Source organism: Citrobacter sp. wls708, from assembly GCF_005281255.1.
Lineage (GTDB): Bacteria > Pseudomonadota > Gammaproteobacteria > Enterobacterales > Enterobacteriaceae > Citrobacter > Citrobacter werkmanii.
The window spans coordinates 329,855-346,621 of sequence record NZ_SZXE01000043.1 but is presented as its reverse complement, the minus strand read 5'-3'; the positions used below and the strand labels follow the sequence as shown (position 1 = coordinate 346,621).

Annotated in this window: 14 protein-coding genes and 11 tRNA genes; 10 read left to right on the top strand and 15 right to left on the bottom strand. The window is 52.3% G+C overall.

The window, feature by feature from the left end:
* Positions 1-8 precede the first annotated feature (8 nt).
* The 10 genes from nrdF (at position 9) to emrB (ending at position 10,683) form a co-directional block, all read left to right on the top strand.
* On the top strand, positions 9-968 hold the full coding sequence (nrdF, locus tag FDW97_RS22875; RefSeq protein WP_137351659.1) for a class 1b ribonucleoside-diphosphate reductase subunit beta: 960 nt from the start codon (positions 9-11) through the stop codon (positions 966-968).
* Between the two features lie 354 nt (positions 969-1,322).
* Positions 1,323-2,525, top strand: coding sequence for a glycine betaine/L-proline ABC transporter ATP-binding protein ProV (proV, locus tag FDW97_RS22870; RefSeq protein WP_038632990.1), 1,203 nt, complete (start codon positions 1,323-1,325; stop codon positions 2,523-2,525).
* Entirely contained in the window at positions 2,518-3,582 is a 1,065-nt protein-coding gene (gene proW / locus FDW97_RS22865) for a glycine betaine/L-proline ABC transporter permease ProW (protein ID WP_121529461.1), read from the top strand. The genes proV and proW overlap by 8 nt, the downstream gene beginning before the upstream one ends.
* A gap of 68 nt (positions 3,583-3,650) precedes the next feature.
* Complete coding sequence (gene proX / locus FDW97_RS22860) at positions 3,651-4,646, top strand: glycine betaine/L-proline ABC transporter substrate-binding protein ProX (protein WP_003825976.1); 996 nt, start codon at positions 3,651-3,653, stop codon at positions 4,644-4,646.
* A gap of 191 nt (positions 4,647-4,837) precedes the next feature.
* On the top strand, positions 4,838-6,022 hold the full coding sequence (locus FDW97_RS22855; protein ID WP_038633000.1) for an MFS transporter: 1,185 nt from the start codon (positions 4,838-4,840) through the stop codon (positions 6,020-6,022).
* A 122-nt stretch (positions 6,023-6,144) separates the two neighbouring features.
* Entirely contained in the window at positions 6,145-6,882 is a 738-nt protein-coding gene (locus FDW97_RS22850) for an AzlC family ABC transporter permease (RefSeq protein ID WP_069324583.1), read from the top strand.
* Entirely contained in the window at positions 6,872-7,207 is a 336-nt protein-coding gene (gene ygaH / locus FDW97_RS22845) for an L-valine transporter subunit YgaH (RefSeq protein WP_137351658.1), read from the top strand. The genes FDW97_RS22850 and ygaH overlap by 11 nt, the downstream gene beginning before the upstream one ends.
* 90 nt (positions 7,208-7,297) lie before the next feature.
* Positions 7,298-7,828 carry a multidrug efflux transporter EmrAB transcriptional repressor EmrR gene (gene emrR / locus FDW97_RS22840; RefSeq protein ID WP_042313109.1) on the top strand — a complete coding sequence of 177 codons (531 nt, stop codon included), beginning with the start codon at positions 7,298-7,300 and terminating at the stop codon, positions 7,826-7,828.
* A gap of 127 nt (positions 7,829-7,955) precedes the next feature.
* A complete protein-coding gene (gene emrA, locus FDW97_RS22835) occupies positions 7,956-9,128 on the top strand; it encodes a multidrug efflux MFS transporter periplasmic adaptor subunit EmrA (RefSeq protein ID WP_085048879.1) in 1,173 nt (390 codons plus the stop codon).
* A gap of 16 nt (positions 9,129-9,144) precedes the next feature.
* Positions 9,145-10,683: a multidrug efflux MFS transporter permease subunit EmrB gene (gene emrB, locus FDW97_RS22830; RefSeq protein WP_069324580.1), complete on the top strand. Its 1,539-nt coding sequence runs from the start codon at positions 9,145-9,147 to the stop codon at positions 10,681-10,683.
* A 101-nt stretch (positions 10,684-10,784) separates the two neighbouring features.
* Here the strand turns inward: emrB and luxS are convergent, their stop codons facing one another.
* The 15 genes from luxS to FDW97_RS22755 form a co-directional block, all read right to left on the bottom strand.
* Complete coding sequence (luxS, locus tag FDW97_RS22825; protein ID WP_006687194.1) at positions 10,785-11,300, bottom strand: S-ribosylhomocysteine lyase; 516 nt, start codon at positions 11,298-11,300, stop codon at positions 10,785-10,787.
* Between the two features lie 149 nt (positions 11,301-11,449).
* Positions 11,450-13,006 carry a glutamate--cysteine ligase gene (gene gshA / locus FDW97_RS22820; RefSeq protein WP_038633015.1) on the bottom strand — a complete coding sequence of 519 codons (1,557 nt, stop codon included), beginning with the start codon at positions 13,004-13,006 and terminating at the stop codon, positions 11,450-11,452.
* A gap of 77 nt (positions 13,007-13,083) precedes the next feature.
* Entirely contained in the window at positions 13,084-13,512 is a 429-nt protein-coding gene (locus FDW97_RS22815) for a YqaA family protein (protein ID WP_038633018.1), read from the bottom strand.
* Complete coding sequence (gene yqaB, locus FDW97_RS22810; protein ID WP_085048878.1) at positions 13,509-14,075, bottom strand: fructose-1-phosphate/6-phosphogluconate phosphatase; 567 nt, start codon at positions 14,073-14,075, stop codon at positions 13,509-13,511. Before yqaB ends, FDW97_RS22815 begins: the two co-directional genes overlap by 4 nt.
* 307 nt (positions 14,076-14,382) lie before the next feature.
* A tRNA-Arg gene (locus FDW97_RS22805) sits at positions 14,383-14,459 on the bottom strand.
* Positions 14,460-14,629: 170 nt separating this feature from the next.
* Positions 14,630-14,706: transfer RNA gene (locus FDW97_RS22800), tRNA-Arg, on the bottom strand.
* Between the two features lie 191 nt (positions 14,707-14,897).
* Positions 14,898-14,974, bottom strand: a tRNA-Arg gene (locus FDW97_RS22795).
* A gap of 169 nt (positions 14,975-15,143) precedes the next feature.
* Positions 15,144-15,220 (bottom strand) — tRNA-Arg (locus FDW97_RS22790).
* A 169-nt stretch (positions 15,221-15,389) separates the two neighbouring features.
* Positions 15,390-15,466: transfer RNA gene (locus FDW97_RS22785), tRNA-Arg, on the bottom strand.
* Between the two features lie 60 nt (positions 15,467-15,526).
* Positions 15,527-15,603: transfer RNA gene (locus tag FDW97_RS22780), tRNA-Arg, on the bottom strand.
* Positions 15,604-15,663: 60 nt separating this feature from the next.
* A tRNA-Arg gene (locus FDW97_RS22775) sits at positions 15,664-15,740 on the bottom strand.
* 60 nt (positions 15,741-15,800) lie between these two features.
* Positions 15,801-15,877, bottom strand: a tRNA-Arg gene (locus FDW97_RS22770).
* A 191-nt stretch (positions 15,878-16,068) separates the two neighbouring features.
* A tRNA-Arg gene (locus FDW97_RS22765) sits at positions 16,069-16,145 on the bottom strand.
* A 191-nt stretch (positions 16,146-16,336) separates the two neighbouring features.
* Positions 16,337-16,413 (bottom strand) — tRNA-Arg (locus FDW97_RS22760).
* Between the two features lie 3 nt (positions 16,414-16,416).
* A tRNA-Ser gene (locus tag FDW97_RS22755) sits at positions 16,417-16,509 on the bottom strand.
* Positions 16,510-16,767: the final 258 nt, after the last annotated feature.

Genomic DNA, 16,767 nt, shown 5'->3' with positions numbered 1-16,767 from the left:
AGGAGATCATGACATTATCCCGCGTGAGCGCCATCAACTGGAACAAGATTGATGATGATAAAGACCTGGAGGTATGGAATCGCCTGACCAGTAACTTCTGGCTACCGGAAAAAGTTCCGCTTTCCAACGACGTCCCGTCCTGGCAAACGCTGAGCGCTGCCGAGCAGCAGTTAACTATCCGCGTTTTTACCGGGCTAACGCTACTCGACACCATTCAGAATGTTGCCGGTGCGCCAGCGCTAATGGCGGATTCATTAACCCCACACGAAGAAGCGGTGCTGTCGAATATCAGCTTTATGGAAGCCGTTCACGCCCGCTCATACAGCTCTATTTTCTCCACGCTTTGCCAGACCAAAGATGTGGATGCCGCCTACGCCTGGAGTGAGGAAAATATCCCGCTCCAACGTAAGGCGCAGATTATTCTGGCCCATTACGCCAGCGATAATCCGTTGCACAAGAAGATTGCCAGCGTGTTTCTGGAATCATTCCTGTTCTATTCCGGCTTCTGGTTGCCGATGTATTTCTCCAGCCGCGGCAAACTGACTAATACCGCCGATCTCATTCGTCTGATCATTCGTGATGAAGCGGTCCATGGGTATTACATTGGTTATAAATTTCAAAAAAGCCTGGAGCATATTTCCGAATCCGCACGCGAGGAGTTAAAGAATTTTGCCCTCGACCTACTCATGGAGTTGTATGATAACGAAGCGCGTTATACAGAAGAATTGTATGCAGAAACCGGTTGGGTGGATGACGTCAAAGCCTTCCTTTGTTACAACGCCAATAAGGCATTAATGAATTTGGGTTATGAGGCGTTATTCCCGTCAGAAATGGCGGAGGTTAACCCGGCAATCCTTGCCGCGCTGTCGCCCAACGCAGACGAAAACCACGATTTCTTCTCAGGTTCTGGCTCATCTTATGTGATGGGTAAAGCTATCGAAACCGAAGACGACGACTGGAATTTTTAACTCTCATTTTCACAGGAAATACCGTACATTTTTCGCGGTAATATTTTAACAGGATCACACTTTTATCGTGCAATTATAATTGTGTGATCTACACTCAATATCAGCCGCATTATTCGCCTGCATTACACCAATTCAGGCGCTTTTTCATTGGCGTTTACAAAAAATATCAGTTAACGCACATTCACGCTCAGCCCTTATATCACGGGAAATCCCGCCGACTGACCTTCGGCAATATTCATGCCACAACTAAATTCAGGGTTGTCTCAGATTCTCAGTATGTTAGGGTAGAAAAAGGTCACTATTTCCATCAGGTAACATATCGATATAAACAAATAACAGGAATCATTCTATTGCATGGCAATTAAATTAGAAGTGAAGAACCTCTATAAGATATTTGGCGAGCATCCTCAGAGAGCGTTCAAATATATTGAAAAAGGACTTACAAAAGAGCAAATTCTGGAGAAAACAGGGCTATCGCTTGGCGTTAAAGACGCCAGTCTGGCCATTGAAGAAGGCGAGATATTTGTCATCATGGGATTATCCGGCTCGGGTAAATCCACAATGGTACGCCTTCTCAATCGCCTGATTGAACCCACCCGCGGACAGGTACTGATCGACGGCGTAGATATCGCCCGGATCTCCGATGCCGAACTCCGCGAGGTGCGCAGAAAAAAGATTGCGATGGTCTTTCAGTCCTTTGCCCTGATGCCGCATATGACGGTGCTGGACAATACGGCATTCGGCATGGAATTAGCCGGCGTCGCCGCGGATGAACGTCGCGAAAAGGCGCTGGATGCGCTACGTCAGGTCGGTCTGGAGAATTACGCTCACAGCTACCCGGATGAACTTTCCGGGGGGATGCGCCAGCGTGTAGGCCTTGCCCGCGCATTAGCCATTAATCCTGACATCTTATTAATGGATGAGGCCTTCTCAGCCCTCGATCCATTAATTCGTACCGAGATGCAGGATGAACTGGTAAAACTCCAGGCGAAGCATCAACGCACCGTGGTCTTTATTTCCCATGATCTCGACGAAGCTATGCGTATTGGCGACAGAATTGCCATTATGCAAAACGGTGAAGTAGTACAGGTCGGTACACCGGATGAAATCCTGAATAATCCGGCTAATGATTATGTACGCACCTTCTTCCGCGGCGTTGATATTAGCCAGGTGTTCAGCGCGAAAGATATTTCCCGCCGTAGCCCCGAAGGTTTAATTCGTAAAACACCCGGTGTAGGCCCTCGTTCGGCGCTGCAATTATTGCAGGACAAAGATCGCGAATATGGTTACGTGATCGAACGTGGCAATAAATTCGTCGGCGTCGTCTCTATCGACTCACTAAAAACCGCGCTTAGTCAGGCGCAAGGTATTGAAGCGGCGTTGATCAATGAACCGCTGGCTGTCGATGCACAAACTCCTCTCAGCGAGTTGCTTTCTCATGTCGGCCAGGCACCGTGCGCGGTACCGGTAGTTGACGAGGAACAGCAGTATGTGGGCGTTATTTCAAAACGCATGCTGTTACAGGCTTTAGATCGTGAGGGGGCAAACAATGGCTGATCAAACTAATCCGTGGGATACCACACCAGCGGCCGATAGCGCCGCACAAACCGCCGATGCGTGGAGCACACCATCCTCCGCGCCTACTGACGGCGGTAGCGCAGACTGGCTGACCAGCGCGCCCACGCCGGCACCAGAGCATTTCAATATTATGGATCCGTTCCATAAGACGCTGATCCCATTGGACAGTTGGGTCACCGAGGGGATCGACTGGGTGGTGACCCATTTTCGTCCGGTCTTCCAGGGCATCCGTGTACCAGTGGATTACATTCTCAACGGCTTCCAACAAATGCTGTTAGGTATGCCAGCCCCCGTGGCGATTATCCTGTTCGCCCTGATCGCCTGGCAGATTTCCGGCGTTGGAATGGGTGTCGCGACGCTGATTTCGTTGATTGCTATCGGCGCCATTGGCGCGTGGTCGCAAGCGATGATCACGCTGGCGCTGGTGCTGACCGCATTACTGTTCTGTGTGGTGATCGGTCTGCCGATGGGCATCTGGTTGGCGCGCAGCCCTCGGGCGGCAAAGATTGTTCGTCCGCTGCTGGATGCGATGCAAACCACCCCCGCTTTCGTGTATTTGGTGCCGATTGTCATGTTGTTCGGTATTGGTAACGTCCCGGGCGTAGTGGTGACGATTATCTTCGCCCTGCCGCCAATCGTCCGTCTGACCATTCTGGGGATTAACCAGGTGCCGGCCGACCTGATTGAAGCCTCGCGCTCGTTTGGCGCCAGCCCGCGTCAGATGCTGTTTAAAGTGCAGCTCCCGCTGGCGATGCCCACGATTATGGCCGGGGTTAACCAAACGCTGATGCTGGCGCTCTCGATGGTGGTCATCGCCTCGATGATTGCCGTTGGCGGATTGGGTCAGATGGTTCTGCGCGGAATTGGTCGTCTGGATATGGGATTAGCCACGGTTGGTGGCGTTGGGATTGTGATCCTCGCCATCATCCTGGATCGCCTGACGCAGGCCGTTGGTCGCGATTCGCGTAGCCGGGGTAACCGTCGCTGGTACACCACCGGTCCCGTTGGGCTTATCACTCGCCCTTTCACCAAGTAATACACCCGTTGCCCGGTGGCGCTGCGCTTACCGGGCCTACACGTCCCTCCAATAATTAAGGAACAACGATGCGACAGAAAGTTATTATTGCCACAGCGTTTGCCACCCTTGTCTCCACCAGCACTTTCGCTGCCGACCTGCCGGGCAAAGGCATTACCGTCCAGCCAATCCAGAGCACTATCTCTGAAGAATCCTTCCAGACGCAGCTGGTTGCCCGCGCGCTGGAGAAACTGGGTTACACCGTTAACAAAACCAGCGAAGTTGACTATAACGTCGGCTATACCTCCATTGCCTCTGGCGATGCAACTTTTACCGCCGTGAACTGGCAGCCGCTGCATGATGATATGTACGCCGCGGCGGGCGGAGACAAAAAGTTTTATCGCGAGGGGGTATTCGTTACGGGTGCCGCACAGGGTTATCTGATCGACAAAAAAACCGCTGAGCAGTACAAAATCACCAACATCGCCCAGTTAAAAGATCCCAAGATCGCCAAAATTTTTGACACCAACGGCGACGGCAAAGCCGATATGATGGGCTGTTCGCCAGGCTGGGGCTGTGAAGCGGTGATCAACCACCAGAACAAAGCCTTCGATCTGGAAAAAACGGTCGAGGTCAGCCACGGTAACTATGCGGCGATGATGGCAGACACCATCACCCGCTTTAAAGAAGGCAAACCCATTCTTTACTACACCTGGACGCCGTACTGGGTCAGCGACGTGATGAAGCCGGGCAAAGATGTGGTCTGGTTGCAGGTACCGTTCTCTTCCCTGCCGGGTGAGCAGAAAGATATCGATACCAAATTGCCAAACGGCGCTAACTACGGCTTCCCGGTGAACACCATGCACATCGTCGCCAACAAAGCCTGGGCGGAGAAAAATCCGGCGGCAGCGAAACTGTTCGCTATCATGAAATTACCGTTGGCGGATATCAACGCACAGAACGCGATGATGCATGATGGTAAAGCGTCTGAAGCCGATGTTCAGGGTCACGTAGACGGCTGGATCAAAGCCCACCAGCAGCAGTTTGACGGCTGGGTGAACGAAGCGCTGGCTGCGCAGAAATAACCCACTCGCAGGTCTGATAAGCATAGCGCCATCAGGCACAGTAACCGCACCATTGCCGGATACGCTAACGCTTATCCGGCCTGTTTCCCTCTATCCCACCTAAACCGCACAATCCATCACCCAACAAATCAGCAACAGTTAATCACTTCCGTTATGATTGTTTTCTGCAACCCATTATTCAGTTGAAAACCATGACGAAAACCACTCAGGGACTTAGCCCTTCGCTGATCCTGTTAATGTCTATCGCCACCGGCCTTGCCGTCGCCAGTAACTATTACGCGCAACCGCTGCTCGACACCATCGCCCGCAACTTCTCACTGTCTGCCAGTACAGCGGGATTTATCGTCACCGCGGCCCAGCTCGGCTATGCCGCAGGTTTGCTATTCCTGGTACCGCTTGGCGATATGTTTGAGCGACGGATGTTGATTGTCTCCATGACGCTGCTGGCTGCTGGCGGCATGCTGATTACCGCCAGCAGCCAGTCGTTGGGCATGCTGATCCTCGGCACCGCCCTGACCGGACTGTTCTCGGTAGTGGCGCAGATCCTGGTTCCACTGGCGGCAACGCTTGCCACCCCGGACAAGCGCGGGAAAGTCGTCGGGACGATTATGAGCGGCCTGTTGCTGGGTATTCTGCTGGCGCGTACCGTAGCCGGGTTACTGGCGAACCTTGGCGGTTGGCGCACCGTATTTTGGGTGGCATCGATACTGATGGCATTGATGGCGATTGCGCTGTGGCGCGGTCTGCCGAAGATGAAATCAGATACCCATCTTAACTATCCGCAGCTGTTAGGTTCCGTATTCAGCCTGTTTACCCATGATAAATTGCTGCGTACCCGCGCAATGCTGGGTTGCCTGACTTTCGCCAACTTCAGCATTCTGTGGACCTCAATGGCATTTTTGCTCGCCGCGCCGCCGTTTAACTATTCTGAAGGGATGATCGGTCTGTTCGGTCTGGCGGGAGCCGCGGGGGCGTTAGGCGCACGCCCGGCGGGTGGTTTTGCCGATAAAGGGAAATCACATCTCACCACTACCGTTGGCCTGTTGTTACTGTTGCTCTCGTGGCTGGCTATCTGGCTCGGACATACTTCGGTGCCAATGCTGATTATCGGTATTCTGGTTCTGGATCTCACCGTTCAGGGGGTGCATATCACTAACCAGACGGTTATCTATCGCATTCATCCGGATGCACGTAACCGTCTGACCGCCGGCTACATGACCAGCTATTTTATTGGCGGGGCCGCTGGTTCGTTGATTTCGGCCTCCGCCTGGCAACATGCCGGTTGGGCTGGCGTTTGTCTGGCGGGTACGACCGTTGCCGTACTCAACCTGTTGGTCTGGTGGCGAGGTTTTCACCGTCAGGAAGCCGTAAATTAAGCGTATAGCGCTTGTTTACCGCTGATTGGGCTCCTCAGGGTGTTAAGGAGCCCATCAGTCTGCTAAGGTTATAACTCATTGAACCAAGTTATATTAATTTCGGTAATGAAACCTATAACCCTATGGAAAGCCCTATACCCCAGTCCGGATCCCGTTCGGCGACGTTAACGGAAGGATTCAAAGACAGTCTGCCGATAGTTATCAGCTATATTCCGGTCGCTTTTGCATTTGGTCTAAATGCTACTCGCCTTGGCTTTACGCCGGTCGAAAGCGTCTTTTTCTCCTGCATTATCTATGCGGGAGCCAGCCAGTTTGTCATTACCACCATGCTTGCCGCAGGCAGTTCTCTGTGGGTCGCCGCACTGACCGTTATGGCTATGGATATCCGCCATGTTTTATACGGTCCCTCCCTGCGCAGCCGTATCACACAGCGCCTGAACAAACCCAAAAGCGCGCTGTGGGCCTTTGGCCTCACCGATGAAGTCTTTGCCGCCGCAACGGCTAAACTGGTCCGGGATAATCGGCGCTGGAGTGAAAACTGGATGATTGGCATTGCGCTATGTTCCTGGGCTTCCTGGGTATTCGGCACAGTGATCGGCGCGTTTTCCGGTAGTGGTTTACTCAAAGATTATCCCGCGGTTGAAGCGGCACTGGGCTTCATGCTTCCGGCGCTATTTATGAGTTTCCTGCTCGCCTCTTTCCAGCGTCAACAGGCGCTCTGCGTGACTGCCGCACTGGCTGGCGCACTGGCCGGGGTAATACTCTTTTCTATCCCTGCTGCCATCCTTTTGGGCATCATCTGTGGATGCCTGACCGCGCTGCTCCAGTCATTTTGGCAGGGAGGACCTGATGAGCTATGAAGTTTTACTGCTCGGCCTGCTGGTCGGCGGCGTGAATTATTGCTTTCGCTATTTACCGCTCCGTCTTGGGGTAGGGAATGTTCGCCCGACAAGACGCGGTGCGACGGGCATATTACTTGACACCATTGGCATTGCATCAATTTGCGCCCTGTTGGTGGTGTCTACCGCGCCAGAAGTGATGCACGATGCTCGTCGGTTCGTGCCTACGCTGGTAGGGTTTGTCATACTGGGCGCAAGCTTCTATAAGACCCGCAGCATCATCATTCCGACCTTACTGAGTGCTCTGGGCTACGGATTAGCCTGGAAAATGCTGGTTGGCTTATAGACAAAAACAATCATTTTAAATAAATAATACATTTACTTTATTTGTCACTGTCGTTACTATATCGGCTGAAATTAATGAGGTTATACCCAAATGGATAGTTCGTTTACGCCCATTGAACAAATGCTAAAATTTCGCGCCAGCCGCTACGAAGAGTTCCCTTATCAGGAAGTGCTTCTGACTCGTCTTTGCATGCACATGCAGGGCAAGCTGCTGGAAAATCGCAATAAGATGCTGAAAGCTCAAGGGATTAACGAGACATTGTTTATGGCGTTGATTACGCTGGAGTCTCAGGAAAACCACAGTATTCAGCCTTCTGAACTGAGTTGCGCGCTCGGCTCGTCACGGACTAACGCTACCCGCATTGCGGATGAGTTAGAAAAACGTGGCTGGATTGAACGTCGCGAAAGCGATAACGATCGCCGCTGTCTGCATCTGCAATTGACCGAAAAAGGCCATGCTTTTTTGCAAGAGGTGTTACCACCTCAGCACAACTGCCTGCATCAACTCTGGTCATCTCTTAGCACCACCGAAAAAGATCAGCTTGAGCAAATCACCCGTAAACTTCTGACCCGTCTTGACCAGATGGAGCAGGATGGCACGGTATTAGAAGCGCTGCGCTAACGCGCCGACTCGCTCAGAAATCCAGATTTATAAATGAAAACCGACAGGCCAGCACGCATACTGCTGGCCTTTCTGATGAACAGGTCGGCTCAGCCGATGTGAAAAAAATAAGATCGTGGAGAACAACATGAGCGCAAATGCGGAGACTCAAACCCCGCAGCAACCGGTTAAGAAGAATGGCAAACGTAAAAGTATGCTGCTCCTTCTGACCTTGCTCTTTATTATCATTGCCGTGGCATATGGGATTTATTGGTTTTTAGTACTACGTCATTACGAAGATACTGACGATGCGTACGTGGCAGGGAACCAGGTTCAGATCATGGCGCAGGTATCAGGCAGCGTGACGAAAGTCTGGGCTGATAACACTGACTTTGTTAAACAAGGCGATGTGCTGGTTACTCTCGATCAGACGGATGCTAAGCAGGCATTCGAAAAAGCCAAAACGGCATTGGCTTCCAGCGTGCGCCAGACGCACCAACTGATGATCAACAGTAAGCAGTTACAGGCTAGCATTGAAGTGCAGAGAACCGCGCTGGCGCAGGCACAAAGCGACTTTAATCGCCGCGTCCCGCTGGGCAACGCCAACCTGATTGGCCGCGAAGAGCTGCAACATGCGCGAGATGCCGTTGCCAGCGCTCAGGCGCAGCTTGATGTCGCTATCCAGCAATATAATGCTAACCAGGCAATGATTCTCGGCAGCAAGCTGGAAGATCAGCCCGCCGTACAGCAGGCCGCCACCGAAGTGCGCAACGCCTGGCTGGCGCTGGAACGTACCAGAATCGTCAGTCCAATGACCGGCTATGTTTCCCGTCGTGCCGTACAGCCTGGCGCGCAAATCAGCCCAACCACGCCGCTGATGGCAGTTGTTCCGGCCACCAACCTGTGGGTCGATGCTAACTTCAAAGAAACGCAGCTTGCGCACATGCGTATCGGCCAGCCTGCGACGGTTATCAGTGATATTTACGGCGATGACGTGAAATACACCGGTAAAATTGTTGGCCTTGATATGGGTACGGGCAGCGCCTTCTCCCTGCTGCCTGCGCAAAACGCAACCGGTAACTGGATCAAAGTCGTCCAGCGTCTGCCGGTACGTATCGAACTGGATGCGCAGCAGCTGGCGCAACATCCGCTGCGGATCGGTTTGTCTACGCTGGTTACGGTAGATACCTCCAATCGTGACGGACAGATTCTGGCAAGCCAGGTCCGCACCACGCCGGTATCAGAAAGTAATGCACGTGAAATCAACCTTGCTCCGGTCAATAAAATGATCGAAGAGATCGTGCGGGCCAACGCGGGCTAATTCAAAGGTGCGTGTGATGCAACAGCAAAAACCGCTGGAAGGCGCGCAGCTCGTCATTATGACGATCGCGCTGTCTCTGGCGACATTCATGCAGGTGCTGGACTCCACCATTGCTAACGTGGCGATCCCTACTATCGCCGGGAACCTGGGCTCTTCGCTGAGCCAGGGAACCTGGGTGATCACCTCATTCGGGGTGGCGAACGCTATCTCAATTCCAATCACCGGTTGGTTGGCAAAGCGCTTTGGCGAAGTAAGGCTATTCATGTGGTCAACGACTGCCTTCGTCATTGCGTCATGGGCATGCGGGATGTCCACCAGCCTGAACATGCTGATTTTCTTCCGCGTGGTACAAGGGATTGTCGCCGGTCCACTCATTCCTCTTTCGCAAAGCCTGCTGCTGAATAATTATCCTCCCGCCAAGCGTTCCATTGCCCTCGCGCTGTGGTCGATGACGGTGATTGTCGCCCCAATATGCGGCCCTATTCTTGGGGGCTATATCAGCGACAACTATCACTGGGGTTGGATATTCTTCATCAACGTGCCAATCGGCGCGGCGGTGGTATTGATGACTCTGCAAACTCTACGCGGGCGAGAAACCAAAACCGAGCAGCGACGCATTGACGCCATTGGTTTGGCATTGCTGGTCATTGGTATCGGTAGCTTGCAGATTATGCTCGACCGCGGCAAAGAGCTGGACTGGTTTGCCTCACAGGAGATTATCATCCTGACGGTGGTCGCCGTTGTCGCTATCAGCTTCCTGATCGTCTGGGAGCTTACCGACGAGCACCCGATTGTCGATCTCTCGCTGTTTAAGTCGCGAAACTTTACCATCGGCTGCTTGTGTATCAGTCTGGCCTATATGCTCTACTTCGGCGCAATCGTCCTGCTGCCGCAGCTATTGCAGGAGGTTTACGGATATACGGCAACCTGGGCCGGTCTGGCCTCCGCCCCGGTTGGGGTGATCCCGGTGATCCTGTCGCCGATAATCGGCCGCTTCGCGCATAAGCTGGATATGCGTCGTCTGGTCACGTTCAGTTTTATTATGTACGCCGTCTGTTTCTACTGGCGCGCATGGACGTTCGAACCGGGTATGGATTTTGGCGCATCGGCCTGGCCGCAGTTTATTCAGGGATTCGCGGTAGCCTGCTTCTTTATGCCGCTGACGACCATTACGCTGTCCGGTTTACCGCCTGAACGTCTGGCGGCGGCGTCCAGCTTGTCTAACTTTACGCGAACGCTGGCAGGTTCTATCGGAACCTCCATCACCACGACAATGTGGACTAACCGTGAGTCGCTACACCATGCGCAGTTAACGGAGTCCGTTAATCCCTACAACCCAAATGCACAGGCTATGTATAACCAACTGCAGGGATTAGGGATGAGCAAGGAGCAAGCCTCTGGCTGGCTGGCCCAACAGATAACCAATCAAGGGCTGATCATTTCCGCCAACGAAATCTTCTGGATGTCAGCGGGGATCTTCCTGGTGCTGCTTGGTCTTGTCTGGTTCGCTAAACCGCCGTTTGGCGCGGGCGGCGGCGCGGGCGGCGCACATTGATCAAAAAAGCCAGTTCAGATGAACTGGCTTTTTTATACCGGCTGGCGCCTATTATTTGTCGACCAGATGAGAAGCGTGAGCTTCACCATCCAGCATGACAACTAAATATGCAGTTCCTGCAGCTTCTCTTTCGGCAGTGCCAGCTCTTCATTGCTGTTCACACGAACATCGTGCTCAAGGATATGACGGGCAATGTCCTGCGCTTCACTGAGAGAGTGCATCTGATACGTGCCGCACTGGTAAATGTTCAGTTCTGGGATCTGGTTTTGATCCTGCACTTTCAGTACGTCAGCCATCGCCGCTTTCCACGCGTCGGCAACACGCTGCTCGTCCGGCGTGCCAATCAGGCTCATGTAGAAGCCGGTGCGGCATCCCATCGGAGAGATATCAATAATCTCAACGCCGTTACCGTTGAGATGGTTACGCATAAAACCTGCAAACAGGTGTTCCAGCGTATGGATACCTTTCTCAGGCATCACTTCTTTGTTCGGAATGCAGAAACGCAGATCAAACACGGTGATTGCGTCGCCATGCGGGGTGTTCATCGTTTTTGCAACCCGGACCGCGGGAGCTTCCATCCGGGTGTGATCGACAGTAAAACTATCTAACAACGGCATTTAGCCACCTCCGATAAATTTTTTAAAAATAATCTGAACTCTTTGTTCCGGGGCGAGTCTGAGTATATGAAAGACGCGCATTTGTTATCATCATCCCTGTTTTCAGAGATGAAATTTTGGCCACTCCCGAGTGGCCTTTTTCTTTTGTATCAAGCGTGCTTTTCCAGCCACACGCTAAACGGCTCGGTATCAGCCGCTTCGATCTCCTGCTGACGACGCTTTGACGCTTCGGTTTCAGCAATAAACTCTTCTTCCTGCAATATTTCCAACGGCTCTTCGCGCAGAAGGTTTCGGTATGCCTCACCCAACGCTTTGCCCGTACCGCCAATGCCTTCATCAATCATAGACCGTAGGATCCGGGCAGAGAATGTCAGTTCAGGATTATCAAAGCAGGCGACCAACTCGTCGCATACCTTTTGATACTCCTCTCCCCCGTGGATGCTGTCCAGCGTTTGTGCTACGCGTTTCAGGTCGCGGAACAAATCTTTACCCACTTCAGGCAGTGGGAACTGCGCTGTCTCACAGCCGATGCCTAAGGTCAGGCCAGGCTTACGCCCTTCCAGAATAACGCGATTCCAGTTAGTACGCGTACATAACAGCTCATCGCTACTCATTTCCGGCGCATCGGCCAATGCGCACCAGACCATAAACAGATCGAGGAAGCGTACCTGTTGCTCGTCTACGCCGATTGGTGAGAACGGGTTAATATCCAGTGAACGTACTTCGATGTACTCAATACCGCCACGCAGAAGCGCGTCAGAAGGCGTTTCACCACGACGAGTGACGCGTTTCGGACGGATAGGCGCATACAGTTCATTTTCAATCTGCAAAACGTTGCTGTTAATTTGCAGACGCTTACCGTCCTTCTCCAGACCGATCGCCGCGTACTCCTCGGAAGGGGTTTTAATCGCACGCTTTAATCCTGCCACATACTCATGCAAATCGTTAAACGTAATTCCGAGATTGCTTTGCGACTTATTGGTATAGCCCAAATCGCTCAAACGCAGCGATGTCGCGTACGGCAGGTAATACATTCCACAGTCGGTTTTTTCAAACGGCAGGGTGGTCGGTTTTCCTTGCAGGAAGGAGGAACAAATGGCCGGAGAAGCGCCAAACAGATACGGGATGACCCAGCCAAAACGGTAATAGTTACGGATAAGACGGAAGTAACCCGCAGAGATCTTCTCTTTAGCATCTTCACCGTCCGTTACGCCGCATTTCGCCTGCCAGAAAGCCATCGGCAGCGAGAAGTTGTAATGTACGCCGGAGATGGTCTGCATCAACGCGCCATAACGGTTTTTGAGGCCTTCGCGATAAAGCGTTTTCAAACGACCGGTATTCGACGTACCGTACTGCGCCAGCTCAATATCCTGACCGTCGGCAATATAGCAAGGCATGCTCAACGGCCACATACGCTCGTCGCCCAGGTTTCTGGCGGTATAACGATGCAGGTCGCGCATGAACGTCAGCATTTTATGAATATCGTCGCCAGGTGGAGTAATAAACTCCAGCAGCGCTTCGGCAAAGTCCGTGGTTATCCACTTATGTGTTAGCGCTGAGCCTAACACCTCAGGATGGCCTGTCGTCGCCAATGACCCATCAGCATTGACGCGCAGCGTTTCACGCTCCAGCCCACGTTGAATCCCCTTTAACGCCTGAGGATGGTTTTCCAGCCAGGCCAGCGCCTGTGATACGTTCGGGATCAAATTGACCTCCCGCCTGTCAAAATCGTTTTAATTAGCATAATGGTATTGGTTACCCTGAAGGCTATCTCACAACACAATTAGTGCCACCACATAATGCCTTGCGTCGTAACCGCTGCGACAACAACATAGCGCAACGCCTTGCCAAGGCATAAGAAAAAGAGAACTGGGCCCCACGAGATGCGCATCCATCCAGCTAACAGGCACAGTAAATCACCCACAACCGGCATCCAGCTTAATAATAGTGTGACAGCGCCATAGCGCCGCAGCCAGCCAGTGGCTTTCTCTTGCCAGCGCGATGTTTTACGCAATGGAAAGAAACGCCCAAGGATAACGTTAGTTAACCCTCCAAGGCTATTACCCATTGTTGCTGTTAAGACTAAGACCCAGGGATGACTTACCCCAGAAATCAGCAAAGCAACCAGAACAACTTCAGAATTGCCGGGTAATAGCGTGGCGCTGAGAAAACTGCTGGCAAACAGTGACAGGAGCGATAGTCCATCACTCACAATAACCGAACATCCACGGCGTCCATCCCCGCTGCGCTCGCCGCCTGCAGTCCAAAATCGGCATCTTCAAACACGACGCAGCGCGCCGGAACAACCCCCATTCGCTCAGCACAAAGCAAGAACGTATCAGGAGCAGGCTTATGGCGTTGTACGTGATCGGCGGCCACCACAGCATCAAAATAACGACGCAGACCAAGGTGAGCGAGTAGAGCCTCTGCAATTGCGCTTTCACTCCCCGTCCCTACCGACATAGGGCGGCGGCCATGCCAGGCTTTCACCACTTCAACCAACGGTAAAGGCTGGACGCTATCCAGCAGCATGCTTTTTACCTTGTCCGTTTTTTCTCGTGCCAAAACATGGGGGTCAAGATCGGCATGATTCAATTCAATCACCGCCTGGGCAATACGCCACGTTGGAGAGCCGTTGAGGGCAACCATGGCTTGTTCATCAAACCGTAGCCCATAATGGCCCAATACCTCATGCCACGCCTTACGGTGCGTAGGTTCGGTATCCAGGATGGTGCCATCCATATCAAAAATCAAACCCGCATAACGTTCGTACATCGTCTTCTCACAAGCCGAATGACCAGACGTTATTTTATCGTAATTGATTGATTTTGTCGCTGACAGCGAATTGAGGGATGTTCAGGGAGTATGTGGAAATGATTCATGAGGGGGAAAGTGCTAGCGATCATCTCGCAGACCATGAAGAAACAGTTTCGCTGTTATTCAGGAGAAGATGGTGCATCCGGGAGGATTACTCACTAGCGTTCGCCCTACGGGCCGTTGCTGAAGCAACGTTATCCTCCCTGGCACTGGCGATTATCTCGCAGACCGTGAAATAACAGTTTCGCTATTATTTAGGAGAAGATGGTGCATCCGGGAGGATTCGAACCTCCGACCGCTCGGTTCGTAGCCGAGTACTCTATCCAGCTGAGCTACGGATGCATCGGGAATTGCTGATTACTACTGATACGGCAAGAAGATGGTGCATCCGGGAGGATTACTCGGCTGCACCTCGCCCTGCGGGCCGTTGCTGAAGCAACGTTATCCTCCCTGGTGCTGGCGATTATCTCGCAGACCATACAACAACAGTTTCGCTGTTATTCAGGAGAATATGGTGCATCCGGGAGGATTCGAACCTCCGACCGCTCGGTTCGTAGCCGAGTACTCTATCCAGCTGAGCTACGGATGCATCGGGAAACTTACTTTACTGCAGATTTGATGTCGCTACTAAAGCGCTATCAAGTAATATGGTGCATCCGGGAGGATTACTCGGCTGCACCTCGCCCTGCGGGCCGTTGCTGAAGCAACGTTATCCTCCCTGGTGCTGGCGATTATCTCGCAGACCATACAACAACAGTTTCGCTGTTATTCAGGAGAATATGGTGCATCCGGGAGGATTCGAACCTCCGACCGCTCGGTTCGTAGCCGAGTACTCTATCCAGCTGAGCTACGGATGCATCGGGAATTGCTGATTACTACTGATACGGCAAGAAGATGGTGCATCCGGGAGGATTACTCACTAGCGTTCGCCCTACGGGCCGTTGCTGAAGCAACGTTATCCTCCCTGGTGCTGGCGATTATCTCGCAGACCATACAACAACAGTTTCGCTGTTATTCAGGAGAATATGGTGCATCCGGGAGGATTCGAACCTCCGACCGCTCGGTTCGTAGCCGAGTACTCTATCCAGCTGAGCTACGGATGCATCGGGAATTGCTGATTACTACTGATACGGCAAGAAGATGGTGCATCCGGGAGGATTACTCACTAGCGTTCGCCCTACGGGCCGTTGCTGAAGCAACGTTATCCTCCCTGGTGCTGGCGATTATCTCGCAGACCATACAACAACAGTTTCGCTGTTATTCAGGAGAATATGGTGCATCCGGGAGGATTCGAACCTCCGACCGCTCGGTTCGTAGCCGAGTACTCTATCCAGCTGAGCTACGGATGCATCGGAAAACTTGCTTTACTGCCGATATTGATATCGTAATAAACGATATCAAGTAAGAGATGGTGCATCCGGGAGGATTCGAACCTCCGACCGCTCGGTTCGTAGCCGAGTACTCTATCCAGCTGAGCTACGGATGCATCGGAAAACTTGCTTTACTGCCGATATTGATATCGTAATAAACGATATCAAGTAAGAGATGGTGCATCCGGGAGGATTCGAACCTCCGACCGCTCGGTTCGTAGCCGAGTACTCTATCCAGCTGAGCTACGGATGCATCGGAAAACTTGCTTTACTGCCGATATTGATATCGTAATAAACGATATCAAGTAAGAGATGGTGCATCCGGGAGGATTCGAACCTCCGACCGCTCGGTTCGTAGCCGAGTACTCTATCCAGCTGAGCTACGGATGCATCGGGAAACTTACTTTACTGCAGATTTGATGTCGCTACTAAAGCGCTATCAAGTAATATGGTGCATCCGGGAGGATTACTCGGCTGCGCCTCGCCCTGCGGGCCGTTGCTGAAGCAACGTTATCCTCCCTGGTGCTGGCGATTATCTCGCAGACCATACAACAACAGTTTCGCTGTTATTCAGGAGAATATGGTGCATCCGGGAGGATTCGAACCTCCGACCGCTCGGTTCGTAGCCGAGTACTCTATCCAGCTGAGCTACGGATGCATCGGGAAACTTACTTTACTGCAGATTTGATGTCGCTACTAAAGCGCTATCAAGTAATATGGTGCATCCGGGAGGATTACTCGGCTGCACCTCGCCCTGCGGGCCGTTGCTGAAGCAACGTTATCCTCCCTGGTGCTGGCGATTATCTCGCACACCATGAAACAACAGTTTAGCTGTTATCTCGTAGAAGATGGTGCATCCGGGAGGATTCGAACCTCCGACCGCTCGGTTCGTAGCCGAGTACTCTATCCAGCTGAGCTACGGATGCAAATGGCGGTGAGGCGGGGATTCGAACCCCGGATGCAGCTTTTGACCGCATACTCCCTTAGCAGGGGAGCGCCTTCAGCCTCTCGGCCACCTCACCAACACGCCTCTTACGAGTGCTTCGAAGAACTTGTTTCTGCTCATCGTCGCTGCGTGGCGCACATATTACTTTCTGGGACTTATAAGTCAAACAATTTTTCCAGAGCTTTTATCGTTTGCACATTTCACGCGCAATTAGTCTGCAAAAACGGCAAAAAGAGTGTTTTATCAACAGATAAATTGGCAGTTTCCGCAGACAATGAACAAACAGAAAATTCGCCGGGAACGACAATGTGCGTATGGGAAAAGAGAAAATGGG